This is a genomic window from Mariniflexile fucanivorans (genome assembly GCF_004341235.1).
Lineage (GTDB): Bacteria > Bacteroidota > Bacteroidia > Flavobacteriales > Flavobacteriaceae > Mariniflexile > Mariniflexile fucanivorans.
Genome location: NZ_SLUP01000010.1, coordinates 1 through 17,829 on the forward strand (window position 1 = coordinate 1; position 17,829 = coordinate 17,829).

Annotated in this window: 15 protein-coding genes; 5 read left to right on the top strand and 10 right to left on the bottom strand. The window is 33.1% G+C overall.

From position 1 onward, the window contains the following. Window positions 1–413: 413 nt before the first annotated feature. On the top strand, window positions 414–632 hold the full coding sequence (locus tag EV196_RS17680; RefSeq protein ID WP_243652274.1) for a helix-turn-helix domain-containing protein: 219 nt from the start codon (window positions 414–416) through the stop codon (window positions 630–632). On the opposite strand, the gene EV196_RS17685 is transcribed toward EV196_RS17680, so the two are convergent. The 7 genes from EV196_RS17685 to EV196_RS17715 form a co-directional block, all read right to left on the bottom strand. Further along, complete coding sequence (locus EV196_RS17685; protein ID WP_132219113.1) at window positions 629–1,588, bottom strand: PDDEXK family nuclease; 960 nt, start codon at window positions 1,586–1,588, stop codon at window positions 629–631. The genes EV196_RS17680 and EV196_RS17685 overlap by 4 nt on opposite strands. After that, window positions 1,560–1,994 (bottom strand): hypothetical protein, encoded by a 435-nt coding sequence (locus EV196_RS17690; protein WP_132219114.1) that lies wholly within the window; start codon window positions 1,992–1,994, stop codon window positions 1,560–1,562. The genes EV196_RS17685 and EV196_RS17690 overlap by 29 nt, the downstream gene beginning before the upstream one ends. Beyond that, window positions 1,984–3,393: an HsdM family class I SAM-dependent methyltransferase gene (locus EV196_RS17695; protein ID WP_243652275.1), complete on the bottom strand. Its 1,410-nt coding sequence runs from the start codon at window positions 3,391–3,393 to the stop codon at window positions 1,984–1,986. Before EV196_RS17695 ends, EV196_RS17690 begins: the two co-directional genes overlap by 11 nt. Before the next feature lie 459 nt (window positions 3,394–3,852). Next, complete coding sequence (locus EV196_RS17700; protein ID WP_132219115.1) at window positions 3,853–6,183, bottom strand: MBL fold metallo-hydrolase; 2,331 nt, start codon at window positions 6,181–6,183, stop codon at window positions 3,853–3,855. Window positions 6,184–6,531: 348 nt separating this feature from the next. After that, window positions 6,532–7,299: an NYN domain-containing protein gene (locus EV196_RS17705; protein ID WP_132219116.1), complete on the bottom strand. Its 768-nt coding sequence runs from the start codon at window positions 7,297–7,299 to the stop codon at window positions 6,532–6,534. A gap of 98 nt (window positions 7,300–7,397) precedes the next feature. Then, complete coding sequence (locus EV196_RS17710; RefSeq protein ID WP_132219117.1) at window positions 7,398–7,769, bottom strand: TfoX/Sxy family protein; 372 nt, start codon at window positions 7,767–7,769, stop codon at window positions 7,398–7,400. Further along, on the bottom strand, window positions 7,759–8,862 hold the full coding sequence (locus EV196_RS17715) for a heparan-alpha-glucosaminide N-acetyltransferase domain-containing protein (protein WP_132219118.1): 1,104 nt from the start codon (window positions 8,860–8,862) through the stop codon (window positions 7,759–7,761). The genes EV196_RS17710 and EV196_RS17715 overlap by 11 nt, the downstream gene beginning before the upstream one ends. A 419-nt stretch (window positions 8,863–9,281) precedes the next feature. On the opposite strand from EV196_RS17715, the gene EV196_RS17720 reads away from it, so the two are divergent. The 3 genes from EV196_RS17720 (at window position 9,282) to acs (ending at window position 13,231) form a co-directional block, all read left to right on the top strand. Then, window positions 9,282–9,536: a DUF4212 domain-containing protein gene (locus tag EV196_RS17720; protein WP_132219119.1), complete on the top strand. Its 255-nt coding sequence runs from the start codon at window positions 9,282–9,284 to the stop codon at window positions 9,534–9,536. Continuing rightward, a complete protein-coding gene (locus EV196_RS17725; protein WP_394343251.1) occupies window positions 9,526–11,250 on the top strand; it encodes a sodium:solute symporter family protein in 1,725 nt (574 codons plus the stop codon). Before EV196_RS17720 ends, EV196_RS17725 begins: the two co-directional genes overlap by 11 nt. Before the next feature lie 73 nt (window positions 11,251–11,323). Next, window positions 11,324–13,231, top strand: coding sequence for an acetate--CoA ligase (gene acs, locus EV196_RS17730; RefSeq protein WP_132219120.1), 1,908 nt, complete (start codon window positions 11,324–11,326; stop codon window positions 13,229–13,231). 41 nt (window positions 13,232–13,272) lie between these two features. Here the strand turns inward: acs and EV196_RS17735 are convergent, their stop codons facing one another. The 3 genes from EV196_RS17735 to EV196_RS17745 are packed head-to-tail and all read right to left on the bottom strand — an operon-like array spanning window position 13,273 to window position 16,537. Continuing rightward, a complete protein-coding gene (locus tag EV196_RS17735) occupies window positions 13,273–13,941 on the bottom strand; it encodes a 3'-5' exonuclease (RefSeq protein WP_132219121.1) in 669 nt (222 codons plus the stop codon). A 22-nt stretch (window positions 13,942–13,963) separates the two neighbouring features. After that, window positions 13,964–15,883, bottom strand: a complete 1,920-nt coding sequence (locus tag EV196_RS17740) for a DUF294 nucleotidyltransferase-like domain-containing protein (RefSeq protein ID WP_132219122.1) — start codon at window positions 15,881–15,883, stop codon at window positions 13,964–13,966. Window positions 15,884–15,922: 39 nt separating this feature from the next. Beyond that, window positions 15,923–16,537: a fumarylacetoacetate hydrolase family protein gene (locus EV196_RS17745; protein WP_132219123.1), complete on the bottom strand. Its 615-nt coding sequence runs from the start codon at window positions 16,535–16,537 to the stop codon at window positions 15,923–15,925. Between the two features lie 137 nt (window positions 16,538–16,674). On the opposite strand from EV196_RS17745, the gene ahr reads away from it, so the two are divergent. Further along, a complete protein-coding gene (ahr, locus tag EV196_RS17750) occupies window positions 16,675–17,682 on the top strand; it encodes an NADPH-dependent aldehyde reductase Ahr (protein ID WP_132219124.1) in 1,008 nt (335 codons plus the stop codon). Window positions 17,683–17,829: the final 147 nt, after the last annotated feature.

A 17,829-nucleotide genomic window follows, 5' to 3' on the forward strand; every position in this document is an offset into this window, starting at 1 on the left:
TTTCAATATATTTTTATTCTAGGGTGAAAATGTAATAGAAGAATATTGTTTAAAAATAAACTGTTTTTCATTTGGTTTTTAACACAGTTCTTGAAAAGTTGTGTGTAAAAAAGCGTGATTTTTTCGGTTTAGTATTGACCCTAAAAATACAAAAAGACCTTTAAATTAAGCACTTTCCAGAAATTTTTTATACACATTATTAGTCACTGTATTTATTCCGTTCTGCTTCTCAATTCCGATATGTTCAATTTCAGTATGGATTGAGCGTAAGCAAAAGACATACTCTTTTGCAATTTTTGGCTTTAGCATTGGCTGGTGCGAATTGCAAATGTGTATGGCTTTTAGTGTTGGCTTTTTTAAGATGTTACTTATAGTCTTTGATTTATAGTCAACAAATCATCAAATTTGTATTTGTGGAAATAAAATCTAAAATAGGTAATCGCATCAAAGAATTGAGGGAAATCAAGCAGATGTCCCAAAAGGATCTGGCTTATTCGGCTGATTTAGATAGAAGTTATATTGCGAGTGTGGAAAATGGAAAAAGGAATATTTCTATTGTCAATATTGAGAAAATTGCTGTGGCGCTCGGAGTATCATTAAAAGAATTTTTTAATAAACAAGAATTCAATTAAATACTTAATTTTATATTTTCAAAAATTAGCATTATTTCTTTTTCATTTTTAATATAAATTTCGAAACGTTCTGTTCCAATACTTCCTTTTTTCTTTTGACCAGGTCTAATCCTATCATCAATAACTATATTTTTTAAAGAGGTAATTGAAGCAATATTAGTGTTAATTTGTAGAAATGCCTTGCGTCCTGTCTTTCCACCAAATCCCATTACTGAAAAAGTCTCTTTTTTTGTTGACAATTTAACTTTTGTTTGTTGTATTTCGATGATCAAATCACTTTTTGATTTGAGAAGTTCATAAAAAATATAAAACAATCTTTTGGCTTCGGGTTTTTTATGAAAAAACATATCTATTTCGGTAGGAACATCGTTAGTTGGCTTATTATCAATTATAGCTTTAATTTTTTCTATTTTTCTTGTATTTTCTCTCTCCAAAATTTCGAGAGGATCATTATTCAAATAATCTATCAACAATAATTCTTCTTCAAACCATAAATAACGTATAAGAGTTATTCTACCTTCGCTTTTACTGGCTTTTTGAATATCAGTTTGTGAAAATTGTTTTGCAATCATAACTAATTCTATCTCTTTTTTTACGTCCGTATAATTAGGAAGTTTTATTCCAAATTTTTGAGAAGTAAGAAGATAGATTTCAGCAAAATTATCTTCAACAAAATCTTTATAATCGCTCGCCTGATTTCGAATATTCTTATCAGAATTCTTTTTTAATTCTATTATTACAAATGTTTTAGATTTGGTGTTAAAAGCCAAAATATCAATTCTGCCAGATGTCCCTTTACTTCTTACATTTCCGTCTAACGTAAACTCGCTCGATACATAACTAAATTGAGGGAAAAAATTATTCCAATTTTCTGAAAGAAATTTATTCAGTTCATTCTCTGACTTATCAATAGCTTGTAAAAATTTTTTATTCGAATTTGAAAATAATCTTATCACTTTTTATTTTATTTGAAATATATTTTTCTATTTTGAAATAATCCTCCTTATAATCTATTACTCCAAGTCCTTCACCCAATTCATCATATCTCGAAAAAAGTATCGATTCATCATCTTGCAATAAAAAAAAACGGTTTTCATCGGAATAAATTTCGTTTAACGATTGTAAGGTATGAATTCCTGATCCATCGAAAAAAACATTATCCATTATTTCTGTTAAAATGTGAATAGGTGGATCGTTTTCTAACTCCTCTTCATCAATGATGTAAACAAATTTATTAAAACCAAACTTATTGTTCATTATTCTGGCTAAAACGGCACAACCTCCATTATTAAGATCGCCAATATCGCGATTGAGATTCCTTGCCAATTTTTCTAAAAAAAATATGATGTAATCACGGTGCATATTGAGAGTAATTTTTTTCCAAAATAGGCGATGCAGTTTTTGAATCAGTATGATATGGAGTGATAATTCTTAATCTATTGTTTTCAATATCTTTTTGGCTTTTAAACTGCGATATTTTATAGACTGGTTTGGTTACACTTTTTTCGATTTGAAACGTTCCATTTTCTGTTGTTTTTGTGTAAAATCCATCCTGTTCGATTGTTCCATCAACGAAAAACACTTCATCTTTCAATGTAGCGATTCCGACTGCAATATTGAATAATTGTTTTATTGGAGTTCCAATAGTTTCAATTATCCGAATGTTTTCTTGCTCTTTGGTTTTTAATAATCGCCACTTTTTTACATTGAGATTTTTAATTTGATTTGGCGAACCATTTGCAGAAATCAAAAAATCATCACAAGCTTGGTCGTTTTTGATTTTGTCATAGAGTATTTCTTCGTTTACCTTTTTGTTCACAAATGATATTGCTGTATAGGTTTGTGCATCAAATACTTTTTTGTGGCTAAAATCAATTACTCGTGTCAAACACTTGTTTTGAAGGAAATATTGGCGAAGTGACAAACCTGCCAATGAAGTGAAATAATTATTTGGTGTTATGTAGCCCAATCTTCCATCTAATTCTAAAAGTTTGTGTCCTAACTCGAAGAATGCAAAATACAGATTGAAAGTTCCACTTTCTATTGTTTTCCAATGACGAATCAAATATTTTCGGTTTTCATCTGATAAATCTTGATACTTTACATAAGGTGGATTACCAACAATAATTTCAAATTTGGTTTTCCAGTCCGCTTTTAAACTGTCCTGATGGTAAATGTTGAAATCTGAATCTTCGATTTTTTCATTATTTAATAAACCGAAGAGAGACAAAATAATTTTGGAACGTTTTACATTATAATTTAAAATGTCTGAACCATAAATATTTTCTTTGATGGTTTCTTTGACGCTTTTATTATGATGCTTTTTATAATATTCAGCCAATCCTATTAAAAACGCTCCACAGCCACAACTTGGGTCTAAACATTTATCATTTGTTTTTGGGGAAACTTCATTTATTATAAAGTCCACAACATATGTAGGAGTAAAGAATGCTCCATTTACTTTTCTGTCGTTTTTTGGAATTAAAAGCTCCAAATAATTTTCCAACAATTTGAGGTCGGTTATATCGAGAGTTGAAATTTGAAGATATATTTCTGGGTTTGGAATGAAGCCTTTTAATAAGTCCGAAATGATTGGGCTTTCATTTAAATCAAGTTCTTTATTTTGAATAAAAGAATAAATAAGATGTTGCTCAATAAGATTAATTTCTTGAGAGTTTATCAGTTCGTTAATAATTCCTTTATTCATTTTTAGTTGTTGACTATAAGTAACAAAACTATCTCTTTTATTTTGAATATCCAAATTATTGTGTGGGGAAATTTTAGCTCTTTTGGTTTTTAGAGCGTTGGCTTTATGTGGTGGCAAAAACCGAAAGTGCTAAAATTTGCGTTGGCGTTTTTCGGACGGATTTTTAATGGAAGTTCGGATTTTTTTCAGATTGTGGCTAACGATTAGAACACAAACCCATTTTAATGATTTATAAACACCGATAAGCGAAGTTAGTTTTTTAAAATCACAAAATATATATGTAATACAATATCTACACACAAAGTTTTCAACAAATTTTTTTTATTATGTAATAATTTTTAAAACCCACAAAAAAAACTTTATTTATAAGGTTTTTTTTGTGGGTTTTTTAGTAGTTGCGCTTATCGGTTTCGGTTACGAGTAATAGCGGATTTTAAACCTAAATTTTCCGATGTCTGAATATATTTTTTTTATGTTTTATAAACATTCTATTTTACTGAATTAAGCCAGTTTTTATCGGTTTCTTCTTGTCAATTCATCTGCTGTAATATAACCGTCTTTGTTTTTATCACGTTCGTTAAAGTTTTCTTTTAATTTACCTTTTGCTTCCGATTTAGAAATTTTGCCATCATTATTAGCATCCATTCTTTTTAATATAGCTTCAGATGATTGAGGTGAATTATTATTATCTTTCTGATTTCCTTTTTGATTTTCTTGTTGGTTTCCTTTATTAAAACCAAAGGTTCTTGCTCCTTTATTTTCAGGCGTTATATTAATTGTGTATTTATGCGTAAGTGCTTTACACATACTGGAAGTGCATCCATAATAATGGAGCGTTAACTCTATTTTATCTGAAGGTTTTGCTCCTTTTATTTCTACCCAAAATTGTCGAGGGTTCGTGTCACTATCTCCAGCGCCTTTTTCGGCACTTGCTTCCTGTGGCGAAGCAGTAACCCCTTCGGGCAATTCAAGTACATATTTCATTGGTGGCGTTAGATTATTCCAATGTGCATCAAGGATGGGATCAGGAAAGAATCCTAACCCTAATTTACCATTTCCCGTTTCAAGAAGCTCTCTATCGGCTTCTGCACGCAACTTAACATAGTAGGTGTCTTCAGGGTTTTTAGGTTCGATAGCTAAAATATTCAACCCTTCTGGTCTATGAATTGTGATATTTGTATCTTCATTTGAACGTTTTTCGTAGCGCTTAATAATAGGTAAATCCAGGTCATTTATAGTGGTTAAGGTATTTGCAGTTCCAACTTTATCGCTTAACGCTTGGCGTAATTCGGCTTCTTTTAATTTACCCCATCCTTTAATAATTTCACCTTGTGGAGATATTAAATATATTGATTGAGAACCAGCATTTAGCGCCATACGAATATTATCGTCCATAGCATCTGCAATCCACGGAACCTTTGTGCCTAACTTCTTTTTTACTTCTTTAATCATAAGTAATCTTTCCGAAATATTTTGTGCATCAACATAGCCATCTAATTCGGGGTGTCGCAAGCTCTTATACACAAAAAAGAATTGTACATCTTTAGGCGCATAATCTACGTTTAAAGCCTCAATACCTGTATATGCTTGATGAAACTCCGGACACGTTAAACAACCCATAGCCAATACGGTGTACTTACCTTTGCTCAACTCCCTTAGTTTTAATGGATCTCCATGCTCGGAAAAAGCATTTAAATCAGGCAATTTCCCACTAGTTACTACACCTCCTTCATGTACATTAGCATACTGACTGATATAATTTGAAGGTGTTGTATTACGTAGCGTTGTTTGTTGCGATTTCTTATTTTTTTTAAGTTGTTGTTTTGATTGTTTTACAGATGGTTTAGAAATTTCTTTTGTGTTAGAATAATTATCTTGAACCGCTGAATCTATAAAAGGTGTGTTATCATTCGAATTTGAATACTTTTTTGACGTGATATTTTGGTTGAGAGTTAAGGACATTAAGTCTTTTCCATATAAAATGGTACCATTATAATTTTTCCGTATTTCACTTGAAGTTGATTCTTCATCAACATTTGTAAAGTTGAAATGTGTTAAAACTAAATTCTTAACATTGGCTTCTTTTGCCATTTGTGAGCTTTCAGCTAAATTTACGTGTGCTTGTTGTTTGTTCCCGTTTTTATTTCCAGTTTTATTGGAGTTAGGATTTCTTTTTGATCCTACTTCAATAGCACCGCCTGAGTCCATGATTAAATAATCTGCATTTCTAGCCAAAATTGGTAAAGATTCCGAGTAGGTTAAATCGCCAGAAATTACAATGGATTCATTTCCTACATCAAAACGATAAGCGAGTGTAGCAATATTATGGTTTACAGGTGTGTACGTGATTTTTATATCTCCAATATAAAAAGCGGTGGTTCCTGTTAAGTTTTTAGCGGTGAAGTTGGATTTGACACCAGTTAAACTTCTGCCAGATTTTGATAATCTATATTCAATATCTTCTCTATAATTTTCGATAGTATTATCAATTAGAGAAATAGTTTGTTTTGGTCCTGCAATAATTGTTTTATTTCCACCAAGAAGCGATTGAATAAAAATAGGAGCAAACTCCTCATTATGGTCTAAATGATGGTGTGTAAAAAGGAGACCATCAATGTCTTTAATTTTCGAGTTAATTTTGTTTAAATTGGCTTGAGTTCCATTGCCCATATCAACCAAAATCTGCGTGTTTTTGTAAGTGATTAATACAGAAGGGCCAGATCGTTCAGCATTAAATTTTGGAGATCCAGAGCCTATTATTACTGCTGTTAAATGTTCATTATTTTCTTGAGCAAATAAAGATGTTCCTAAAAAAAATAGTAGTAAAGCTAAGTGTTTTAACATTTTAAACCTTTTGCTTCTATGACACTTAATTTTCTTAAAGGTTTAATCTGGGGTAGGGAAAGTAGGAATATTTAAATTTTATTCTTTAGGGTTTAATACCCCGTGGCTTGCCTCGTCTTCATTTTTGGAGTTTGGAATTTCCTTTTTTTTGGAATTTAATACCTCCTGGGCTTGCCTTGAGGTAGTTTATTAGGAGGTTTTGTGTAATGGTTACAACGTTTAGAATATAAAATTGTTTTAATGATTTATATTCACCAATAAGCGAAGTTTGTTTTTAAAATCACAAAACCGCATTTTAATAAATAATAAACTATATGAGAATATAAATGAAGTTTAACTTAAGAAAGTCTATTTTCTACCACGTTTCTTTTTAACAATAACTTGTTTTGCTTTTATACGCACAAAAATAAGTTTATGGCGACTTTTTGGGTTTTCCCGTTGATCCAACTCAAAAATATCAATCGATTTTATTAGTGGCGTTAACTTATCAAAACCAAAATTTCTAGAATCGAAGTTGGGTTGTTTTTTTTGTAATAAACTGCCAACATCACCAAGAAATGCCCAACCATCATCATCGGAAACATCAGAAATGGTGGTTTTAATTAATTCGATATCTTTTGGGGTGATGCTGTCAACATGATTTTTAGATGCATCCAGGTCAACGTTTTCTCTGTCTGCTTTATTTTTTAATATTTCTACGTAAATAAATTTATCGCAAGCCACTATAAAGGGGTTGGGTGTCTTTTTTTCACCAATACCAATCACCAGCATGCCAGCTTCTCTTAACCTAACTGCCAATCGTGTAAAATCGCTATCACTTGAAACCAAGCAAAAACCATTTACTTTGCCAGAATACAACACATCCATAGCATCAATAATCATTGCAGAATCGGTAGCGTTTTTTCCTGTGGTGTAGCCGTATTGTTGAATAGGAGTAATGGCATTTTCTAGCAATAGGTTTTTCCATTTAGAGAGGTGCGGTTTGGTCCAATCACCATAAATACGTTTGATGGTTGGGTTGCCGTATTTGGCAATTTCTTCCATCATTTCCTTTACGTGCGCAGATGGGATGTTATCCCCATCAATAAGTACTGCTAAGTTTATATTTGTATCCATGTATTTTAGTGTTGTGTGCAACAGTGAGTAGCAAAAAGTATTTTTAAAAAGAAACTCACAGAATAGCGAAGTTAAGTTTTATAAACCAAAAAATGAGTTTATTTTGCTTTCTTTTTAGGTTTGCTCGCCTTAGCTAATGGGTTAAATGCTAAACATAAATCGAGCCAATAGGATAGGTCTTCATCAGCATCAAAACCCTCGGGCGTAACAAAAATATAACCACGCATAGGGCGTCCAGTAAAATCCATGGGTAAGCAGTTTGGTTTTTCAAGTTCGGCTTCATATACCGTTTTACCAACACGTGCCATGAGTAAATTGTCGCCAAACTTTTTATCGAAGTGGATGCCACAAAGCATCTTATTATCTACTTTAAAGCATAAGCCACCCATCATGCTTAATTCATCAAAAAAGATGCGCTTTTCTTTTAGCTGTTGGCGTATTCTATCAGCTAAAAAAGCATCAAATGCCATGCTCTTTCCTTTTAAATAAATTGGTAAATCTTCTGGCTAAATTATAAACAAAGTGATTGGTTTTAGCATAGTAAAACGATATGAGGCAAACTACAATTACAAATGCTGCCGCACCAAAAATAGCTTCCCACGGTGTTAAAGCTTGGTTGTAGAATTTTTTTAAGCCATAACCGGTAAAACTTCCGTAAAGAAGAATAAAATGTATAACATACATAGACAGTGTTTTTTCACCTATTCTTGAAATAATGGATTGTTTTAAATAACGTTCAAACGTATAAAACAATCCAAAAAGGATTAAAACATTACCCATTCTAAGAAAAAGATAATTGTAATCGGCACTTCTGTATAGCAGTTCGTAGCCTGTTACTTTGTGAAGATAAAAAAGAAAATCGGTTGAATAATAAATTAAAAACAAACCTGCTATGAAAAAGGTGGCAATGGTAAATTGTTTAAAACGGCGACGGTGTGAATGCCTAAAAAACACGGTTGAAAAAAATGCGCCAAATGCCGAGTATCCAAACCAAGGTAAAATGGTAAATACAGAGCCATTTACTTTGGTCATGTAATTGGCAAAAAATAAAGGAACTTTGTCTATTACTAAATTTCTATATAATGGTTCTGATACAAAAATGGCACACCCAATGCAAAACAGTACAATGGAAAAAAGATAGCTGTGGTTTTTAAATATGGAATAGAGGATTACCAAAAGTATAAGCGATAAACCAATACATTGCAATACATCAATCACTAAAAAATAAGGACTAAAATAACCCGTAAACCAACTCACCAAATTAACACGTAAACTATAACCAATACCCAAAAGCAAAAGCCCTCTAAAAAGCCCTTTTTTCATTCGCTTTTTAACGTCGCCTTTGGCATTAGCACGCAATAACAAATAAGTAAAAACCAATCCAGAAATAGTGAAAAATGTGGGTGCAGTTATACCTCTAAAATAGGACCATACATTATACGCAGGATAAATGGGGTTTCTATAAAGCGGGTCTAGTAGGGTATCAATAAAGTGCCCTTGTAGCATCATTAAAATGGCAAATGCTCGAACGGCATCAATAAAATATAAGCGATTAGTTTGCAATCTAAAATTTAATTTGATTAGGGTAAATATACTTCTAAAAATTAAAACTGAGTAAAGCTTAGATAATATTTATAAAATTATGTTAAAATATTTTCAATAGAAAATGCAATGCTTTGAAAATCTGATATATTCAATTATAATTAATATTAGTAAAATGTTCGCCTTTTTTAATTCATTTATATAAAGTGTGAAATTGTATTTAAATTTTACATTGTAAATGTTATATTAGCACTTATATGTTATCTGTTTTTTATGTTAAAATTTGATTGCTTTATGTTCTTTTTAACTTAAAAAATAAATAATTACAAAAAATAACACGCTTGTTTTGAAATATTTGTATTTGATTGAAATAAGTCAATAAAAAGAGGTCAAAAAATTAATCTCTGTTAAAAAAATTAACCAACTAACCAAAATAAAATATGTCGAAAACTAATGCAAAAGCCTATTGGAAAGAAAACATAAAGTATGTACTTATACTTTTAACTATATGGTTTTTAGTGTCCTATGGCGCTGGAATTTTATTTAAAGATGCACTTAATAACATAAAAATGGGAGGCTTTAAATTAGGATTTTGGTTTGCCCAACAAGGTTCCATTTATGTATTTGTTATACTCATATTTATATATGTGCGCCTAATGAATAAACTTGATAAAAAATATGGGTATGGCGAATAGTCTATTTTTAGCATCAGGTTTGGGGATCCAAAACTGGACGTACATCATAGTCGGATTAACCTTCGCACTTTATATTGGAATTGCAATTTGGACCAGAGCGGGCTCAACCAAAGAATTTTATGTTGCTGGTGGTGGCGTTTCTCCTTTGGCAAATGGCATGGCAACCGCAGCCGATTGGATGAGTGCTGCCTCTTTTATATCTATGGCGGGCATCATCTCGTTTGCCGGTTATGATGGTGCTGTGTATTTAATGGGGTGGACCGGAGGTTATGTGCTTTTGGCATTACTGCTAGCACCTTATTTACGTAAGTTTGGAAAGTTTACAGTGCCCGATTTTATAGGCGACAGATATTACTCCAACACAGCACGTTTGGTAGGTGTTATTTGTGCGCTTTTAGTATCGTTTACTTATGTAGCTGGTCAAATGCGTGGTGTTGGTTTGGTGTTTTCACGCTTTTTGGAAGTCGATATTAATACAGGCGTTATTATAGGTATGATAATCGTTCTGTTTTATGCCGTTTTAGGAGGTATGAAAGGCATTACATATACACAAGTAGCTCAATATTGTGTGCTTATTTTTGCTTTTATGGTGCCAGCCATTTTTATTTCGATTCAAATGACGGGAAACCCAATTCCACAATTAGGATTTGGTAGCACCTTAGCTGATGGTTCTGGAACTTACTTATTAGATAAATTAGATGGATTAAGTACCGATTTAGGTTTTGCTGAATACACCGAAGGCTCAAAATCTATGATCGATGTTTTTGCTATAACATTAGCATTAATGGTTGGTACCGCAGGTTTGCCCCATGTAATCGTGCGTTTTTTTACTGTGAAACGTGTTAAAGATGCTCGCAAATCGGCAGGTTTAGCGTTGTTACTAATTGCTATTTTATATACAGCGGCACCAGCAGTTTCCGTTTTTGCAAGAACGAATTTAATTGAAACGGTTTCTAATAAACCGTATGCGACCATGCCAGAGTGGTTTAAAAAATGGGAAACCACAGGTTTAATTGTTTTTCATGACAAAAATAACGACGGACATATTCAATACGTAGCCGATGCCACTAAAAATGAATTGGTGGTAGATAACGATATAATGGTTTTAGCGAATCCTGAAATTGCCCAATTACCAGACTGGGTTATTGCTTTGGTAGCAGCAGGGGCTTTGGCAGCGGCTTTATCAACAGCTGCAGGGTTGTTGTTGGTTATTTCATCGTCAGTTTCACATGATTTAATAAAGAAAATGATTAACCCAAACATTTCAGAAAAAGGCGAATTAATTGCTGCTCGTTTAGCGGCAGTAGTAGCTGTTTGCGTTGCTGGTTATTTCGGAATTAATCCACCAGGCTTTGTGGCAGCAACAGTTGCATTGGCTTTCGGTTTAGCAGCGGCATCTTTTTTTCCGGCCATTATTTTAGGAATTTTTTATAAAAGAATGAATAAAGAAGGTGCTATTGCAGGTATGGTAGTCGGTATTTTGTCCATGTTATTTTATATGCTTAAATTTAAGTTCGGATGGTTTGGAGGTGGAGGAAAAACCGATTGGTGGTTTGGAATTTCGCCCGAAGGTTTTGGTACTGTCGCTATGATTCTTAACTTTATAGTATCTATAATTATTATGAAATTTACACCCGAACCACCACAAGAGGTGCAAGATATAGTTGAAAATATCCGCATACCTAGTGGTGCTGGTGAAGCTACAGGGCATTGATTCAATTAACAATTAACAATTGACAATTAACAATTACACAGTTCAACAATTAAACAAATAAACATAAGCACAAATGAGTAATTACCACATTAAGCATTTAGAAGAATACTATCAAGTTTATAGAAAATCTATAAGAGAGCCAGAAAATTTTTGGGAAGAAGTGGCCGAAGAACATTTTGTTTGGCGCAAAAAATGGGATGATGTACTAAGTTGGGATTTTACCAAACCCGAAGTAAAATGGTTTGAAGGTGCTAAATTGAATATCACTGAAAACTGTATCGATAGGCATTTAGCAACTCGTGGCGATAAAACGGCTATTTTGTTCGAACCTAACAATCCCGATGAACCTGCAGAGCATATTACTTACAATCAGTTGTATAAACGAGTGAATCAGTTTGCCAATGTGCTTAAAGAACAAGGTATCGGCAAAGGCGATCGTGTATGTATATATGTGCCTATGATTCCGGAACTTGCCATCTCTTTATTGGCTTGTGCACGTATTGGTGCTATTCATTCGGTTGTTTTTGCTGGTTTTTCTTCAACCGCATTGGCAACAAGAATTAATGATTGTGATTGTAAAATGGTTATTACTTCTGATGGTTCGTATAGAGGCTCAAAATCCATCGATTTAAAAGGTATTGTAGATGAAGCTTTAGAAAAATGCCCAGGTGTAAAAAGTGTATTGGTAGCAAAACGTATCAATTCTGAAATCACCATGAAAGAAGGCCGTGATTTATGGTTACAACCACTTTTAGATGCCGCTTCAACAGCATGTAAAGCAGAAATTATGGATGCGGAAGATCCGTTATTCATTCTTTACACATCAGGTTCTACAGGAAAACCAAAAGGCATGGTGCACACCACCGCAGGCTATATGGTTTTTACGGCTTATACCTTTAAAAATGCTTTTCAGTATCGCGAAAATGATATTTATTGGTGTACAGCCGATATTGGTTGGATTACAGGACACAGCTACATAGTTTACGGCCCTTTAGCAAATGGAGCAACAACCGTAATGTTTGAAGGCGTACCGCATTATCCAGATTTCGGACGCTTTTGGAATATTGTTGAAAAACATAAAATAACCCAATTTTATACCGCACCAACCGCTATTCGTGCCTTGGCAAAACAAGGTGTGGAAATGGTTGAAAAATACGATTTATCATCTTTAAAAGTTTTAGGAAGTGTGGGCGAACCCATCAATGAAGAAGCATGGCATTGGTATAATGATGTGGTTGGAAAAAACAAAAGCCCCATTATAGATTCATGGTGGCAAACCGAAACAGGAGGTATTATGATAACTCCTATACCGTTTGTAACACCTACCAAACCTACCTATGCAACCTTGCCTTTTATTGGTGTACAACCAGCGTTAATGGATGAGCATGGTAAGGAGCTTAAAGGCAATCAAGTGGAAGGGCGTTTGTGTATTAAATTTCCGTGGCCAAGTATTGCTCGCACTATTTGGGGCAATCATGAACGTTATAGAGAAACTTATTTTTCAACGTATGAAAATAAATATTTTACAGGCGATGGGGCTTTGCGTGATGAAGTAGGGTATTACAGAATTACAGGTAGGGTAGATGATGTTATTATTGTTTCTGGCCATAATTTAGGAACTGCACCAATTGAAGATGCCATAAACGAGCATCCAGCCGTGGCAGAAAGTGCTGTGGTAGGCTTTCCTCACGATGTGAAAGGTAATGCGCTGTACGGATTTGTAATTTTAAAGGATTTTGGTGAAACGCGTGTACACGACAATTTGCGTAACGAAATTAACCAGATGATAACCGAACACATAGGGCCGATAGCTAAACTTGATAAAATCCAGTTTACAAGTGGATTGCCAAAAACGCGTTCAGGTAAAATAATGCGACGTATTTTACGTAAAATAGCATGTAAAGACACTAGTAATTTAGGTGATACTAGTACGCTATTAAACCCAGAAGTAGTACAGGATATTATTGATAATGTACTTTAAAACAATTTTATAATAGACAATTATCAATTGATAATTGTCTATTATTTTACCATCAAATACCCCCAATTTAGGTGTTTGCGTTTATCTAAGCGCCCTAAAATTTTAAGAAATACTAATGCCGTAATTAATGCATCACCTGTTGCGGTATGTCTGTCTTCCAAAGGCACATTAAGTTCTTTGGCTAATTCATCTAACGTATAAATTTTATCTTTATCTCTATAAATAATGTGAATAGCTTTTTTGTATAAAACACCAGTATCAATAAACTTGTTTTTTAGGTTTCCTAAGCCATGTCTTGAAAGCATTTCGTTAACCATATTCTTATCAAAATTAGCATGGTGCGCTATTAAAACATCGTTTTTTATATAAGTTAAAAAAGTTTTTATAGCTTCTAATTCTCTTATTTTTTCTTGAGACCCCGTTTTCATTAAACCATGAATTTTAACGGTTTCAGGTTTAAATACATCTTGTTCCAAATAGAGTTCCAAACTATCATTTACATGAATGGTTTTCCCTGAAAATGAAACAGCACCTATAGATAAAATACGGTCTTCTTTTGTATTGAAACCAGTAGTTTCGGTATCAAAAGCTACAAAGCGTGTGTTTGAAATAGCTTCAGGATTGCTTTTATTTTTATTGAATGTATTTAGGTATTCGTTCCAAAAATCGGGAAATGTTTGTTTTTTCTTAAATAACCAATCAAAAATCATCTGTTTGCAGCTTTTTAAAAATTTACATGAAGTTTTTTAAATCGAACCTTATCTTTAAAGTTTCTTGAATTTCTTTAATAGGTTTAAAGCAGCGTTTTAATTTTAGCTTTTCTTCTTTGGTGAGTGTTTCTAGTTTGATGAATTTGCCAGAATTGTTATGTAAAAGACCTTGTTTGGTTTTGAATTTTAACAATGCTTTAAAAGCATATGAGCACGATTGATAAAGCTCTTTGTTATTAGGCTCTATTTCTGCCATTTTTTCAAAACGTTCCGATGTGTTGTTGATGCCTTTTATATTATGGCTCAAAATGAGTAATCGGGCAGCATCAATTAAAGGCATCAAAGCTCTGCTTTTTATGTTGAAAAGGTCTTTTTGTTCACCATTTTCTTCCACGAAGAATTGTTTGAAAAAACCTAGTGGTGGCGGGTTTTTAAGAGCATCCCTTCCTAAAAATTTAAAGAACAGGGAAGATTGTTCTAAAGATTTATAAATAGAATCTGATAATTCATCCACCAAACTGTTGTTTCCATAAACAGTACTATAATCAAAGAATATGGATGATAGCAGGATCGCTTTTTCATCAGGGTTAGAAATCCAGTCATCAAATTGTAGTTTCCATTCTGTTAAAGACTTGCACCATTCCGTCTTGCTAGCCATCATGTCTGCTTTACAATATTCAAATCCAATTTTGTTTAATGATTTTGTTACCAATTTTGCTAATTCTAAAAAGTAAGTCTTTGTTTCTTCATAGTTTTTTTCAGTCACATCTTCAAAAATAATGGCATTATCTTGGTCTGTAAATAGCAGTTGTTCTTTTCTACCTTGGCTACCAATGGACATCCAAGAGAATGAAACAGGAGGTGGCATGGGCATTTTTTTTAAAGCTATTTCTATAGCACGAGCCGTAACAGTATCATTGATTTGCGATATAATTTTCACAATATGGGAAATGGGAATATTTTGTTCTAAGTAACTTTTTAAAAGTGTATTGGCTTTAAGTCTGGCAGTTCGTAATTTTTTAGTGCGTTTGGCACGTTTTATTTCTTTTAAAATAACTGAAGGATTGTTGCCTAAAGTAACCAAAACATCATGGTGTGTTAAAACACCAACTAATTTAGAGTTCACTGTACCATCTTTAGTAATACATAAATGCCCAATGTTGTGTTTTATCATTTGTAATTGTCCATCGGCTACCGTTAAATCTTTTTTATCGGTAATTACGGGTGAAGTCATAATATTGGTAACGGGCGTTTCTATGGGAAATAAACCCGTGGCAATTTTGTTTTTTATGTCGCTATTGGTAATGATACCAACTGGGTGGGTATTATCGTTTACAACAATTATACAGCCAATTTTATAGGTGCTCATTTTGATAGCAGCCTCTTTTAACGACGAATTTAAATTGCAGGTAATTGGGTTTTTAGAATAATTTGCTGTTTGAAAACTAACAATATCTTGCGACGTATTAGGTAAGTAATCTGCAAATATTTTGCCTGTTTCTTCCGCTGTATATGGATCGTAGGCATTAGTAGCAAACGCAGTAATTAAAAATTTATATACGCTAGCGTTATTTTGAGTTACTGCTTGAAAGATGTTAATAGGAATGGCATATACAATAGATTCTTCGTTGGCAGTAGCAGTAAGTTTATAATCTTCTTTAGCAATAAGTGGTCGAACACCAAAAATATCACCGGCATCACTTATGTTTACAATTTCTTGTACATTATTGGAATCGGTATGAAAAGAGGTGATAGCACCATTTCTCACCATATAAAAATGCTCGTTAAAAGTATCACCTTTTTTAAAAAGGGTATCGTCTTTTTCTAAATAAATGATGGAGACTTGCCTTGAAATTTCTAATAAATCATCCGCTTTTAAAATATTAAAAGGCGGATGATTTTTTAAAAAATCGTTAACACGTTCTGCAATAGAATTTTTCATTCATTAAAGTTACGAGTCTTATTTAAAGGCTTTTTATATTTAAATCAATTTAAAATCTAACAGTAATTCACCTTCAATAGAAGCTTGTAAGTGATCGCCTTTCACATTTAAACCAGTACCAAGTGCAGGGGTTCCTGTAAAAATAAGATCACCTGGTTCTAGCGTCATATACTTAGATACAAAAGCTATGATTTCACTAAAACTATAAATCATAAAATCAGTGTTTCCTACTTGTTTTTTTTCACCATTGATAACTAAATCAAAATTGATATTGTTTAAATCTGAAAAATTTGAAACCGGTTTAAAGCCCGAAATAGGCGATGCACCATCAAACCCTTTTGCTAATGCCCAAGGGCCTTTGTTTGCTCTACTAGCTGTAAGAACGTCTTTAGCGGTATAGTCAATACCAACGGCTATTTCAGAAATGTAAGAATGGGCATTTTCAACTGAAATATCTTTTCCTTTTTTTCCAATTTTAACAACTAATTCAACTTCATAAGCTAGTTCTTTAGTAATAGAAGGAAACTCAATATTATTGTTATTTGTAACAATAGTACTTTCTGCCTTTAAAAATATGAGTTGATCTCCAGTTTTAATTTCTGCAATTTCAGATTTATCACTTACATAGTTTTTACCAATTCCAATTACTTTCATAATGTTTAAATTTAATTAATGTTGAGGTTGTAAATTTAGTGAATAAGCAGATAAAATTTAAACTATATTTAACTTCTTTCAGATAAAAGTTACAGAGGTTTTTGTATCTTTAAAAATATTAATCCAATCCTAAAGTTATGAAAAAAGTAAATGGGTATGCAGCCAAAGAAGCTGGTGCAACACTAGAAAAATTTCAATATGATTTACCAGAGATAGGTACAGAAGAAATTGATATTAAGGTAGATTATTGTGGTATTTGTCATTCCGATTTAAGTATGATTAATAACGATTGGGGCATGAGTCAATTTCCATTAGTACCAGGGCATGAAATTGTTGGCGAAGTTGCTGCTTTAGGAAAAGATGTTAAAGGTTTGAAAATTGGCGACAAAGTAGGCATGGGGTGGAGTTCTGGTGCTTGTATGCACTGCAACCAATGTTTGGATGGAAAACAGCATTTATGCGGAAGTTCAGAATCGACCATTGTTGGACGCCATGGTGGTTTTGCCGATTTTGTTAGAGGGCATTGGTCCTGGGTAATTCCGTTGCCAAAAGATTTGGATATGGCAAAAGCAGGTCCGTTATTTTGTGGTGGCATCACCGTATTCAATCCCATTGTATTATCTGGCGTTAAACCAACCGATAAAGTAGGGGTTATAGGTGTTGGCGGTTTAGGGCATATGGCTATTAAGTTTTTAAAAGCTTGGGGTTGCGAAGTGACGGCTTTTAGCTCAAACCCAAATAAAAAAGAAGAGATTTTAAAAATGGGAGCACACCATGTGGTCGATTCCACAAAACCTGAAGTTTTAGAAGGTATTGCTGGCACATTAGATTTTATTTTGAACACCACCAATGTAACACTCGATTGGAATTCTTATTTAACTACATTGGCACCACAAGGTAAACTACACACTGTTGGTGCGGTTTTAGAGCCGATGGCTATTCCAGCGTTTAGTTTAATTATGGGTGAAAAATCGGTTGGAGGAAGTCCTATAGGAAGTATTGCATTAACCAAAAAAATGTTGGAATTTTGCGTTAGGCATAACATCTATCCAACGGTTGAAGAATTTAAAATGGAAGAAGTTAATAAAGCCATAAAGCATTTGGAAGATGGCAAAGCACGATTTAGAATTGTGCTAAAAGCTTAATATTGTTTAATTAAATTTATTTATTATGGCAAAATCACAAGACGCTAAGAAAACGGTTAAAAAAGAGCCACTTTTAACCCCAAAAGAAAAGAAAGCTGCAAAACTTGCTAAAAAAGCAAAACGCGATTAAAGGCTAATAACGTTTAA

Excerpts from the sequence above, each read along its gene's own strand:
- EV196_RS17710 (WP_132219117.1), bottom strand. The coding sequence starts at position 7,769 with ATGGCATTTGATGCTTTTTTAGCTGATAGAATACGCCAACAGCTAAAA.
- EV196_RS17720 (WP_132219119.1), top strand. The coding sequence starts at position 9,282 with ATGTCGAAAACTAATGCAAAAGCCTATTGGAAAGAAAACATAAAGTAT.
- EV196_RS17740 (WP_132219122.1), bottom strand. The coding sequence starts at position 15,883 with ATGAAAAATTCTATTGCAGAACGTGTTAACGATTTTTTAAAAAATCAT.
- acs (WP_132219120.1), top strand. The coding sequence starts at position 11,324 with ATGAGTAATTACCACATTAAGCATTTAGAAGAATACTATCAAGTTTAT.
- EV196_RS17700 (WP_132219115.1), bottom strand. The coding sequence starts at position 6,183 with ATGTTAAAACACTTAGCTTTACTACTATTTTTTTTAGGAACATCTTTA.
- EV196_RS17735 (WP_132219121.1), bottom strand. The coding sequence starts at position 13,941 with ATGATTTTTGATTGGTTATTTAAGAAAAAACAAACATTTCCCGATTTT.
- EV196_RS17745 (WP_132219123.1), bottom strand. The coding sequence starts at position 16,537 with ATGAAAGTAATTGGAATTGGTAAAAACTATGTAAGTGATAAATCTGAA.
- EV196_RS17705 (WP_132219116.1), bottom strand. The coding sequence starts at position 7,299 with ATGGATACAAATATAAACTTAGCAGTACTTATTGATGGGGATAACATC.
- EV196_RS17725 (WP_394343251.1), top strand. The coding sequence starts at position 9,526 with ATGGCGAATAGTCTATTTTTAGCATCAGGTTTGGGGATCCAAAACTGG.
- EV196_RS17690 (WP_132219114.1), bottom strand. The coding sequence starts at position 1,994 with ATGCACCGTGATTACATCATATTTTTTTTAGAAAAATTGGCAAGGAAT.
- ahr (WP_132219124.1), top strand. The coding sequence starts at position 16,675 with ATGAAAAAAGTAAATGGGTATGCAGCCAAAGAAGCTGGTGCAACACTA.